Source organism: Pseudomonas sp. NPDC089547, from assembly GCF_050280665.1.
Lineage (GTDB): Bacteria > Pseudomonadota > Gammaproteobacteria > Pseudomonadales > Pseudomonadaceae > Aquipseudomonas.
In genome coordinates this window covers 60405-72564 of the sequence record NZ_JBNNVS010000008.1, presented here as the reverse complement: position 1 = coordinate 72564, position 12160 = coordinate 60405, and the positions used below count along the sequence as shown (strand labels likewise).

10 protein-coding genes are annotated in these 12160 nt (G+C 61.9%); 6 read left to right on the top strand and 4 right to left on the bottom strand.

Annotated features, from left to right (window positions below):
* The 5 genes from ACQKPZ_RS08040 (at position 1) to ACQKPZ_RS08020 (ending at position 4134) form a co-directional block, all read left to right on the top strand.
* Positions 1–897 (top strand): DUF6708 domain-containing protein, encoded by an 897-nt coding sequence (locus tag ACQKPZ_RS08040; protein WP_427536760.1) that lies wholly within the window; start codon positions 1–3, stop codon positions 895–897.
* Positions 890–1051, top strand: coding sequence for a hypothetical protein (locus tag ACQKPZ_RS08035; RefSeq protein WP_427536758.1), 162 nt, complete (start codon positions 890–892; stop codon positions 1049–1051). Before ACQKPZ_RS08040 ends, ACQKPZ_RS08035 begins: the two co-directional genes overlap by 8 nt.
* A 2-nt stretch (positions 1052–1053) precedes the next feature.
* The gene (locus ACQKPZ_RS08030; protein ID WP_427536756.1) at positions 1054–1947 is read left to right on the top strand and encodes a hypothetical protein; all 894 of its coding nucleotides are present in this window, start codon (positions 1054–1056) and stop codon (positions 1945–1947) included.
* Positions 1948–2155: 208 nt separating this feature from the next.
* The gene (locus ACQKPZ_RS08025; protein ID WP_427536754.1) at positions 2156–2545 is read left to right on the top strand and encodes a histone-like nucleoid-structuring protein, MvaT/MvaU family; all 390 of its coding nucleotides are present in this window, start codon (positions 2156–2158) and stop codon (positions 2543–2545) included.
* 299 nt (positions 2546–2844) lie between these two features.
* Entirely contained in the window at positions 2845–4134 is a 1290-nt protein-coding gene (locus tag ACQKPZ_RS08020; protein WP_427536915.1) for an MFS transporter, read from the top strand.
* Between the two features lie 80 nt (positions 4135–4214).
* Here the strand turns inward: ACQKPZ_RS08020 and ACQKPZ_RS08015 are convergent, their stop codons facing one another.
* From ACQKPZ_RS08015 to ACQKPZ_RS08005, 3 genes are all read right to left on the bottom strand, one after another.
* The gene (locus ACQKPZ_RS08015; protein ID WP_427536752.1) at positions 4215–5030 is read right to left on the bottom strand and encodes a sugar phosphate isomerase/epimerase family protein; all 816 of its coding nucleotides are present in this window, start codon (positions 5028–5030) and stop codon (positions 4215–4217) included.
* Positions 5031–5057: 27 nt separating this feature from the next.
* Positions 5058–6110, bottom strand: coding sequence for a Gfo/Idh/MocA family protein (locus tag ACQKPZ_RS08010; protein WP_427536750.1), 1053 nt, complete (start codon positions 6108–6110; stop codon positions 5058–5060).
* A gap of 140 nt (positions 6111–6250) precedes the next feature.
* A complete protein-coding gene (locus ACQKPZ_RS08005) occupies positions 6251–7027 on the bottom strand; it encodes an IclR family transcriptional regulator (RefSeq protein WP_427536748.1) in 777 nt (258 codons plus the stop codon).
* Positions 7028–7222: 195 nt separating this feature from the next.
* Here ACQKPZ_RS08005 and ACQKPZ_RS08000 point away from each other — a divergent pair, with 195 nt between their 5' ends.
* A complete protein-coding gene (locus tag ACQKPZ_RS08000) occupies positions 7223–8935 on the top strand; it encodes an FAD-dependent oxidoreductase (RefSeq protein ID WP_427536746.1) in 1713 nt (570 codons plus the stop codon).
* A gap of 190 nt (positions 8936–9125) precedes the next feature.
* Here the strand turns inward: ACQKPZ_RS08000 and ACQKPZ_RS07995 are convergent, their stop codons facing one another.
* Entirely contained in the window at positions 9126–12014 is a 2889-nt protein-coding gene (locus ACQKPZ_RS07995) for an HD domain-containing phosphohydrolase (protein ID WP_427536744.1), read from the bottom strand.
* Between the last annotated feature and the right edge of the window lie 146 nt (positions 12015–12160).

The following is a 12160-nucleotide window of genomic DNA, read 5'->3' as shown; positions in this document are numbered from 1 at the left end:
ATGGCAACCATCTGGATATTCAATTCATCGTCAGACTCTGGACACAAACCTGCAATTGGGGGGCAACTATTAAATCTATCCGACAATATTTTATGCCTGAGAAACCCATGGGTCACGGACTCGGTATTCATGGGGAAACTGTACTGCGCGATGATTACCATACCAATGATCGGCTTCTACCCTTATCTATTCGACGGGGAGTTCATGACGTATTTTAAATCCACCCCAGTTTTAATGACCAGCTTCGCACTCTCGCCCTTCACCTTCCTCCCGTTCCTAATTTACCGAATATACTTCATAAAGCGCTTATCGAGCATATGCTTCAACCGATCAACTCAGAAGATTTACTACCAACGACTGAGTAAAGTATTCGTCTTCGAGTGGAGCAACACCGGCGGTGGCCTTTTCAAACGCACCGAATCCGGCGGTTCATCCTTCAGCACCAGCTACGCCCTCGCCTTCGCCCCCCGCCGAGCCGACGGCAGCCTCCACCAAAAAGACTGCCTCTGGGTCGACAGCAACGAGCCCACCGAGTCCGGGGTCAGGCACGTTGCCGAAGTCTGGGAATACTTGCGCCACTTCATGGCCCACGGCCCGGACAAACTCCCCCCACCCGGCGAGCCCAACTGGTGGCACAAACCGCTGCACGCCATCTGCCTGACCCCGGCAGAAGCCTGGCGCCACTACGCCCCGTGGCGAACCGGCGAGCCCGGTGAAATGCAAGGCAAGAAGAACTGGCAACTACCCTTCTGGGCCGTGTTGTTCCCGTACAACCTCACCGTCGCGATCTGCTGGTATGGCATCTGCCGCCTGTTCAATGTGAGGGCCGCACCGCCGCCCCCCGAAGCGTTCGAGGAACTTCCGGTGCGCTCAAGCAAAAGGAGCCTGCATGACTAACGCCTCCATCAACAACGCTACTTCCCGCCCACGTGAAGCCACAGTGCTGCTGCCTGGCTTTGTGCTAGGCGTAAGCAACTGCTCAGGAACCCTGAACACCTTGCGTGACGATCAAAGAATGGACGTATTCCCAATCTTTCGACTGGAGCGCTGATTATGGCAACCATCTGGATATTCAATTCAAAGTCAGACTCCGGGCATCAGCCCGCTATCGCCGGGCAACTTTTACGCGTATCTGAGAATACTTTGCTCTTGAGGAACCCATGGGTAACTGACTCCGTATTCATGGGGAAATTGTACTGTGCAATGACTATCGTATTGATGATCGGTTTTTACCCTTACTTAATATCCAGCGAAACCTGGAATCCACACATTTTCAGCCCAATTTTCGTAATCAGCATAGCAGTTGGACCCTTTATATTTCTCCCTTTTTTATTTTATCGAATATATTTTATAAAAGGTCTATCAAGCTTCTGCCTCAACCGCTCAACCCAAAAAATCTACTACCAACGCCTGAGTAAAGTATTCGTCTTCGAGTGGAGCAACACCGGCGGTGGCCTTTTCAAACGCACCGAATCCGGCGGATCATCCTTCAGCACCAGCTACGCCCTCGCCTTTGCCCCCCGCCGAGCCGACGGCAGCCTCCACCAAAAAGACTGCCTCTGGGTCGACAGCAACGAACCCACCGAGTCCGGTGTCAGGCATGTCGCCGAAGTCTGGGAATACTTACGCCACTTCATGGCCCACGGCCCGGCCAAGCTCCCCCCACCCGGCGAGCCCAACTGGTGGCACAAACCGCTGCACGCCATCTGCCTTACCCCCGCAGAAGCCTGGCGACACTATGCCCCCTGGCGAACCGGCGAGCCCGGTGAAATGCAGGGCAAAAAAAACTGGCAACTGCCCTTCTGGGCCGTGCTGTTCCCGTACAATCTTACGGTCGCGATCTGCTGGTATGGCATCTGCCGCCTGTTCAATGTGAGGGCCGCACAGCCGCCTCCTGAAGCCTTCGAGGAGGCACCTGTCAAACCTGGCAAAAGGAAGCGCAAATGAAACCTGTCGTACTCGGAGATCATCGCCATCAATAAAATCTCTTGCACCTGTACTCACGTGTAGGAAGTTACTGACAAAACAGAGCCAAGTACTCAACAAAATAATACCTTGCAACAACGAAATCAGTTAATTAGATCTCAAAATATTTCTCCACTTGCTTTTCCCGCCGGGCACTCCTGACACTACCTATCAACTGATGGAGAATGGCATGTCCCGACTTGAAGAGTTTCGAGCAATCCAAAGGCTGATCGCCGTAAAAAAATCCCGACTGGCCCAGATCGAGAGTGACCCAAGGTTCATACTTGATTATGCGTTTGAAGAAAAACTTCAAGCCTTGCTGGCCGAATACCCATTCGGCCTTGAGCACATAATGAAAATGGCAGTAAGCGAGGCCGGCCAACCCTTCGACTTCTGCCCACCCGGATGGCTACGACCACGGCAGCATGCTTTCAGCCACGGGCGCCCCATGAAATCCTACAGAAACCCCCACACGCTCGAGGTAGTCGAAGCCAGAAGCATCGGGCACAAAACCCTGCAAATGTGGATTCAGCAGTATGGCCGCCCTGAAGTCGAAACCTGGGCAAGCCTTTGGCCTTGACGCCGCCGCAAGGTGCTTTGAACAACCCTGCCATAGAGCGGCGAACACAAAATGGCGCACTTTGCCGCCAAGTCCGGCCGCCCGTGCCACCCACCGCAGCCTGCTCCGCTACTGTTCGGTAACCGAACAATAGCCCCTCCTCCGAATTGACGCTGCCGCCTTCACTGCGCACCATGCACCGGCCTTGCGTGCCCTCCTGCCTGGGACTTGGTCACGTACCTGTAGCACCGCAGCTGAATACAATTTCAAGAAACGAGCAGTTTATGAACCACACCAAGACCACCCCCGCCGCGCCCCGGATGCCCCAGGGTTCGATTGGCGACAAGCTCCGCGGCGCCTTCGGCGTCGGCAAGACCCGTTGGGGCATGCTTGCCCTGGTGTTCTTCGCCACCACCCTGAACTACATCGACCGCGCCGCCCTCGGCATCATGCAACCCGTGCTGGCCAAGGAAATGAGCTGGACGGCGATGGACTACGCCAACATCAACTTCTGGTTCCAGGTCGGCTATGCGATCGGCTTTTTGCTTCAGGGCCGGTTGATCGACAAGGTTGGGGTAAAACGCGCCTTCTTCTTTGCCGTGCTGCTGTGGAGCCTGGCTACCGGCGCCCACGGCTTGGCCACTTCTGCGGCCGGTTTCATGGTCTGCCGCTTCATCCTTGGCCTGACCGAGGCCGCCAACTACCCGGCTTGTGTGAAGACCGTGCGGTTGTGGTTCCCGGCAGGCGAGCGGGCCATCGCTACCGGCCTGTTCAATGCCGGCACCAACGTCGGCGCCATGGTCACGCCGGCCCTGCTGCCGCTGATCCTCGCCGTGTGGGGCTGGCAGGCTGCATTCATCGCGATGGGCAGCCTGGGCCTGGTGTGGGTGCTGCTGTGGCTGCTGAAATACTACAACCCTGAAGACCACCCCAGCGTGCGCCAGAGCGAGGTGCAGTACATCCAGCAGGATGACGAGCCCGAGCCGACCCGCGTGCCGTTCAGCCGTATCCTGCGCTTGCGCGGTACCTGGGCATTCGCGGTGGCCTATGCGATTACCGCGCCGGTGTTCTGGTTCTACCTGTACTGGCTGCCGCCGTTTCTCAACCAGCAGTACAGCCTGGGCATCAATGTGACCCAGATGGGCATCCCGCTGATCATCATCTGGCTGACCGCAGACTTCGGCAGCATCGGTGGCGGCATCCTGTCGTCCTGGCTGATCGGCCGTGGCGTGCGCGCCACCACCGCGCGGCTAGTGTCGATGCTGATCTTCGCCTGCACCATGGTCAGCGTCGTCTTTGCCGCCAACGCCAGCGGCCTGTGGGTCGCAGTGGCGGCCATTTCACTGGCGGTGGGTGCGCACCAGGCGTGGACGGCGAACATCTGGAGCCTGGTGATGGACTACACGCCCAAGCACCTGGTGAGCACGGTGTTCGGCTTCGGCAGCATGTGCGCGGCAATTGGCGGGATGTTCATGACGCAGATTGTCGGCAGCGTGCTGACCGCCACGAACAACAACTATGCGGTGTTGTTCACCATGATTCCGGCCATGTACTTCCTGGCACTGGTGTGGATGTACTTCATGGCACCGCGCAAGGTCGAGAGCGCCTGAAGTGCGCTAGCCAGTTACCTCTACGGGGCCCTTGCGGGCCCTTTTTTTCGGATGGTATTTCTTCGTGTGCGGATAACCGGTCAGACCCTGGCCAGCACAGCCAGGGCTTTCTCCAGCGCCATGCGCGCACGCTGTTCACCGCTGATGCCCTGCTCCAGCAACTGCCGGGTGGGAATTTCCAGGCTCAGCGGCACGGTTGCCGGCAAGGCGCGCAACAAGGCAACCAGGTCGGCATCGCCGTCGCCCGGGAAACGCCGCTCATTGCGCGCCTGGCGCAGGATCTCGTCCATGTCGGCCGGCACCGGACCGGCAACGTCGCACAGCTGGGCATAGCGCATGCGCTGCGGCGCCAGTTTCCGTAGGTCATCCAAAGAAGACCTGGAGCGATTGAAGTGGAAAGCATCCACCAGCACACAGCCGTTGGCGCGGTTGGCGTTGGCCACCACTCGCATGGCCTGGTCGAGGTTGCGCACATCGGTCCAGGGCATGAACTCCAGGTGAGGATGAATACCGAACCCCGCCGCCAGTTCGCACAACGCGGCAAAGCGCTCGGTCAGACGGGCTTCATCCGGGTCGTTGCCTGCCACCAGCAACTCAGTCCCCCCTAGCTCGGCGCCTATCGCCAGAATCGGTTCGAAATCGGCTACGCAGGTTTCCGGTTTCAGCCGCAGGATCTCCAGGTCGAGCACCTTGATACCCGTGTCGCGCAGGCGCGCCTGGGTCTGCTGGCGCAGGTTGGCGTCGGCCACCAGCGGGAAGTGCAACTCCTGCTCGGTAGCCGGTACCAAGCGAAGGCCTACGTGGCTGTAGCCGGCGCGGGCAGCCGCCTCGACCATGTCCGGCGGGGACAGTTCGAGCACCGTGAGGGCCGCGAGGGAGAAAATTCGATCAGTCATTTATCGTCACCAGAAAATAAGGTTGCGTCAGGCAATGCTTTCGGGGGCGCAGGCGCGGCCCGTTTCCGCTGCCTGGCGGATTGCTTCGATCAGCGCCAGGGTGCGGCCACCGTCGGCAGCATCGATCAGTGGTGCCTGCTCACCCCGCGCAACCCGCACAAAATGCTGCAATTGCAGGGTCAGCGCCTCACCCGCCGGGATGCTTTCTTCGCTTTGCAGCAGCGGCGTATGCCATCCCGAGCCTGTCTCGGCGTAGTGCCAGCGCTTGAGCTGGGGAATGCTCAGCGCCCCCTGTGTGCCAGCCAGCAGGTAGCATGGCTGACCCTCCTGGCGCGGATAGATCGGGCTTTCGCCGGAGTCCAGCTCCCAGCTCCACGGCGCAGCCACGGCGTCGGAACCGGTCAGGCTGCCCAACGCGCCGTTGGCAAACTGCAGCAGCACCGCCGCGCTGTCTTCGTTGGCAAAGCCGCGCACGTCGTTGCGGGTGAACGCCTGCACCTGCACCACCTCGCCGCACAGGTGGCGCAGCAGGTCGAGGTCGTGGATCAGGTTGGTCAGCAAGAAGCCGGCGCCCTGCTCACGCCGCCAAGCCGTTTCAAAGTAACTGTCGGGTTTTTGCAGTTGCCACAGCGCGGTGACATTGATCAGCCGGCCCAGCTTGCCGTCGGTGATCACCTGGTGCGCCTTGACGATCAGCGGATTGTGCCGCCGGTGGTGCCCTACCAGTACAGGTACGCCATGGCGGCGCGATGCTTCTACCAACGCGCGCACCTCATCCAGGTGCACACCCACCGGCTTCTCGACCAGCACCGGCACACCGGCCTCGACGCAATCCAGGGCGCAAGCCACATGCAGGTTGTTCGGGTTGGCAACGATTACGGCTTCGGGGCGTGCGTGCTCCAGCATTTGCCGGTGGTCGGCAAAACAGGGTACGCCACATTCGGCGGCAAAGGCTTCAGCCTGCGGGCCAGGGTCGGCCACCGCGCACAGCTGGGCTTGCGGCACATTGCGCAAGTGTTGGTAATGCTGGCGGCCCATGATGCCGGCGCCGATCAAGGCAATACGAAGGGGTGCGTTCAACAGCCTGTCCTCTTGTCATTGTTGTTTTGTAGATTCTGAAATTCAGTTCCACAATCCACGGAAGACAATCTAGAACCTGGTTCTGCTTTTATGAAGAACCGGCAGAACAGACTGTGCGGTAATCGACCGGAAAAGTGCCGTCAGGCAAACAACTCGCTTGCCCGGCTGGCCGCCGACAGTTCTTGCGCCGCAGCCAGCAACAACGGCGCCAGCTCTGCCAGGCGGCTTTTCGTCATGCGAGCACTGGGCCCTGCGACGCTCAACACGCCGATCACTTCCTCCGTGAACGGGCGTCGCACCACGGCAGCCAACGCCGAGGTACCAATGGCCGAGGTTTCTTCAACCCAGGCATAACCACGCTCACGGGCACGGTGCAGGTAAGCGAGCAGTTCGTCTGTGGAACGTGGTGCGTTCGGGCCGAACTGCGCGGGGTCGGCGATGCCTTGGCGCAATACCATCTGTAGCGCCTGCTCATCGTCCAGGCTGGCCAGCCAGGCATGCCCGGAGGCGGTGTAGAACAGCGGTGCGTCGCGGCCCATGTCCGGGTCGTAACGCAGCCCGGAACGGGCGCCCTGGGATTTGGCGATCCAGGTCTGGCGGGCACCGTCAATCACGCCAAGGCGCACCAGTTCACCACTGTCCTGGGCCAGGCGGTCGAGGATCGGCTGGATGATGTCGGCACCGTTGCTCGACAGGTAGCGAAACCCCAGGGCCACTAGCTTGGCCGACAGCTGGTAGCGGCTATTGTCGCGGTTCTGCCGCACATAGCCCAACCGCACCAACTCGGTGAGCATGCGGTGGGCAGCGCTTTTGGGGATGTCCAGGCGCTCGGCCAGGGTTTGCAGTGGCAACCCCTGCGGTTCGCCGGTAAGGCTTTCTACAAGACTGAAGGCGCGTTCGATCTGACTACCAGCCATGACTACAGGTCCCTGATTTTTTTGCGAATTCTAGAAGATGATTCCACACCGGCGATAGGTACCGAAGCCAGCGACCAATGAAATGTCCGGTTATCGCCCAGTACTTGCCATGTGCAGGCACCTCGCGCTTGCGGGTAGAATCGTTGATGATGAGAATATGGAACCTTGTTCCAATAACAATACAGGAATACAGCGATGCCTTCTGCGCCCTTCGATACCGAATGCGATGTACTGGTCATAGGCTCCGGCGCCGCCGGGCTGGCCGCGGCGGTGACAGCTGCCTGGCATGGGCAGAAGGTGATCGTGGTCGAGAAGGAGCCGGTGTTTGGCGGCGCCACCGCCTGGTCCGGGGGCTGGGCCTGGGTGCCGCGCAACCCGCTGGCACGGCGCGCTGGCATCGAGGAGGACATCGAACAGCCGCGCACTTACCTGCGCAATGAATTGGGCGCGTATTACAACGCTGAGCGCGTCGATGCATTCCTTGAGGCGTGCCCACATATGGTGGCGTTCTTCGAGAAGCACACAGCCCTGCAATTTGCCGACGGTAACGGAATTCCTGACATGCATGGGGACACACCGGGCGCCGCCCAGGGGGGCCACCAGGTGATCGCCGCGCCTTATGACGCCCGCGAGGTGGGCGCCTTGCTACCACGTTTGCGCAAAACCATGCGCGAAACCTCGTTCATGGGCATGCCGATCATGGCGGGCGCAGACCTTGCCGCGTTCCTCAACATGACCCGCTCGCCCAAGGCTTTGCTGCATGTCTGCAAGCGCTTTGGCCGCCACCTGTATCACCTGGCCCGGCACGGGCGGGCGATGCATCTGGTCAATGGTGTGGCGCTGGTGGCACGCCTGGCCAAGTCGGCACAAGCGCTTGGCGTGCACCTGCAAGAATCCGCGCCAGCCAAACGCCTGCTGGTAGAAGATGGCCAGGTACGGGGCGCCTTGGTCGCAACGCCGCAGGGCGAACACATGATTCGGGCAAAGGCCGTGGTACTGGCGGCAGGTGGCTTCCCCAACGACAGCGCCCGGCGTCGGCAACTGTTCCCGCGCGATGTCAGCGGCAAAGACAACCTGGCCCTGCCACCGCAAGGTTGTTCAGGTGACGGGCTGCGCCTGGGCGAGTCGGCCGGCGGCGTGGTGGCCACCGACCTGAAGTCGCCAGTGGCCTGGGCCCCGGTTTCGCAGGTGCCGCACCGCGATGGCAGTATCGGCCACTTTCCACACATCATCGAGCGCGGCAAGCCGGGCATCATTGGCGTGCTGGCCAACGGCAAGCGTTTCGTCAACGAAGCGCACGGCTATTACGACTATGTATCGGCCATGGTCGCGGCAGTGCCGCAGGGTGAGGACGTGTGCTCGTGGCTGGTTTGCGACCACCGCTTCCTGCGCCGCTACGGCCTGGGCCATGCCCGCCCCGCGCCGCTGCCGGTGTGGCCACATGTACGCAGCGGCTACCTCAAGCGCGGCGCCACGCTCGAACAGCTCGCCCAGGCCTGCGGCATCGACCCTTGCGGGTTGCGAGCCACGGTCGACGCGTTCAACGCCCATGCCCGCAAAGGGCAGGACCCGGCGTTTGGCCGTGGCTCCACGCCGTTCAACCGCAAGCAGGGTGACCCACAGCACAAGGGGCCGAACCCTTGTGTAGCGCCCATCGAGCACGGGCCGTTCTATGCGGTGAAGGTAAAGCCCGGCTGCTTTGGCACCTTCGCCGGGCTACGTACCGATGGCAGTGCCCGCGTGCTGGATGAGGCCGGGCAGCCGATTGCCGGGCTGTATGCGGCGGGTACCGACATGGCCAGTGTTTTCGGTGGCTGGTACCCGTCGGGTGGCATCAACCTGGGGCCGGCGTTGACATTTGGCTATGTGGCCGGGCGGCATATTGCCGGAGTGCGAGGATATGAGTGAGCGCCGCGATGTATCCCCTGAAGTTTTTCGGCTGCCTGGACGGGCCTCTTCGCGGGCGCGCCCGCTCCCACAGGAACTCTGCAAGCCATGAACCTATGGTGACCCTGTGGGAGCGGGCAAGCCCGCGAAAGGGCCAGCCCTAACGCCGACTCAAGCAAAGCCCGCAAAGAAGGGTCTACATCCGATTTTTTTAAGTAATTTGATTGATCTGCGCCAGCCAGTACGGCACATCCACCTCATCGATCTGCTCCGCACGCAGGAAGCGCTCGGCATACTGGCGGTACACCCCGCTGCTCAAGAACAGTTGCAGCAGCTGCCCGTCGATGTGCCGGTCGCGGGCCATGAACACCATGATCCTGACCGACTCGGATAACGTCTTCGGGGGTTTGTATGGCCGGTCGGCCGCCGTCAGCGCCTCGAAAATGTCGGCAATGGCCATGACCCGCTCGGCAATACCCAGGTCTTGCTCACCCAGCCGGCGGGGATAGCCGCTGCCATCCAGTTTTTCGTGGTGGTTGCCGGCAATGTCAGGCACCCGCTTGAGCTGGCGGGGGAATGGCAACGCGCTGAGCAGGATGATGGTCTGCACGATGTGTTCGTTGATCTTGAAGCGTTCCTCGTCGTTCAGCGTACCGCGCCGGATCGACAGGTTGTACAGCTCGCCGTGGTTGCTGGCATAGGGCGGCAGGCGCATGTCGAAGCCCCAGTGGTTGCGCGGGTCACCCTTGACCACCGGTGGCTTACGTTCGCCCCAGGGCACACGGTGCTCGGCACGGTCGGCCAGCAGGGGCTCGTCTACAGGAAGTGCCGGTTGCAGGGCACCGGCGAAGCGCTCGGCCTCGTCGCGGGAAATGCCCAGGCGGTTGTCGAAGTGACGCCGCCAGCGGCGCTGGCCGATTTGCTGCAGGCGCTCGATATCGGCGTCCTGCATGAACTCGCCGCCAATATTGGCCTGGGCGACGAAGGCGAAGTCTTCGTGCAGCTGGGCTTGGCTACAGGCCAGGGCGGCTTGCAGCACCTGCGGGTCGCCACCGCTGGCCAGGCCTTGCCAGTACGCCAGCTCGGCATCGCGCCACAGCACTTCAAAACGCATGCGTACTTCGTGGATGCGGTTGTAGAGGGTTTCCAGCTTGGTCGCCTTGTCCACCACGTACTCGGGGCTGGTGACCTTCCCACAATCGTGCAACCAGGCCGCCACGCGGAATTCGTAGCGCTCGGCGTCGGTCATGCTGAAGCTGGCATACGGGCCGCTGTCAGTGGCCGTTACCTGGTCCAGCAGCATCTGCGCCAGTTGCGGCACCCGCTCGCAGTGGCCGCCGGTATAGGGGCTTTTGGCATCGATGGCATCGGCCAGCAGCTTGATCATGGCGTCCATCAGGCGTTGCTGGGCTTCGGCCATCTGGCGCGTCTCGATGGCCACCGCCGCCACACCCGATAGCTCCTCGACAAACCGCTGGAACGGTTGGCCCAGCTGGCCCCGCGCCTGCGCCTCATCCAGTTGCAACAGCAGAATGCCCAACAGCGCCTGGCTGCGGTCATTCAACACCACGGCCAGGCTGCGCTCGTGCAGGCCCAAGGTTTGGGTAACTTGCGCAGCCAGCGTGTGGCGCGCGCCCTCGTCCACCGCCAACTCGGCCGGGTATTGCTCGCCGCGGCATGAGGCTGCCAGGCGCAGCAAGCCGTGGTCGGCGTCAAACAGGTACACCACGCCGGCCTCGACCCCGGCAGCGTGCACCAGATGAGTCAGTACACCATCAAGCATGCGATCCAGGTCGCGCTCCCGGCTAAGCGCCAGGGTGATGGCCTGGAAGCCCTGGATGGTGCCCGACATCCGGCCAAGCACCTGGCTCAGCTCGCGCACTTCAGACACCCTCGACTTCACCCCGACTTCGCGGCTGAAATCGAAGCCGGCCAGACCTTGCACCTGCACGGCCAGCTGCTTCAGCGGGCGACCGATGCGCCGGCCGAGCACGCCCCCCAGTACCAGCAGCACCGCCATCAGCACAGCGGTCCAGAGCAACTGCTCGAACAACACCTGGCGCGCACCGGCCAGCAGCTCGTGGCCTGGCACGGCCATCAGCACTTGCAGGTCCTGCCCGGCGAGCGTAGTCAGCGGGATGCGCATGCCGTACCAGGTCTGGCCGTCCACCTGATAGGGCTTTGACTGGGGGCCTTGTGGCGGGTCAGCGTACAGGTGCTGCAGGCTTGCCACACCGAGCTCGTCGATGCGCGACAGGCGCACGCCTTGGCGTTCGTGCACGATTACCCGCTGCAAGTCCGGGTAGGCCACAACGTTGCCCTGCTCGTCCAGCACGGCAATTTCAGTACCGGGCGTGATACGCAGGCCCTGGGTTTCGCTGGCCAGGTCATTCACTGAAACGTCCATGCCAATCACTGCCCCGCCGTCGACGCTGCGCTGGGCCAGGGTCAGGCCAATTTCGCCAGTGGTGAAAAACACATAGGGCGGGGTCAGCACCGTGGTGGGTTGCGCGCTGGCTTCGGCGAACCATGCGCGGGTGCGCGGGTCGTAGCGGTATTCGGGTTTGGCCTGGGCGTGTAACAGGTTCAGCGCCCGGTCGTAGTAGCGCCACTCACCCTGCACTCGCCCGCCTTCATCCCGGTTTACGCTCTGCAGCAGAAATGCCGTGCCCGGTGGCGCTGCAAACCGTTCCAGCAGCTGCGGGTCACGCAACCGGCGGACCAACAGGAAATCGCCGTTGGCGTAGCCCATGTAGGCGGCGCTGAGCATGCGGTTGGCGTCCAGAGTCTCGACCAGTTGCGGCAACCTCTCCAGGCGCTGTGCCTGGGTGTGCGCAGTAGGGTTGTGCGCCAGCAGGCGGATGCTGCTCTGTACCGGGTCGATCAGGCGCCGGGCGCGTTCGTCGATGGTCTTGCCGACCTGCTGGGCAGCATCTGCGGCAGCGGCGACCAGGGTCTGGCGGATACCGCGGTAGCCCTGCCAGGCCAGCGCGGCACCGAGCAGCAGCATGCCCAACACAATGGCCAGCGCCACCAGCCATTGCAGCGAGATGCCACGCCTGGCTTTGTCAGCAACACGACCCGTCGACACGCAGCCCATTCCAGGTACTCCATGTGATGCAAATTGAGGGAGCAGCCAGGACGATCATGCGGGCCGAAGCCATTCGCAGGCAGCGTGACAGGCCCAATGGTGGCAATTAGCCCTGGCCCATCCTGGCAGGAGTGTAGAGTGCGGCTGGCGGTTTT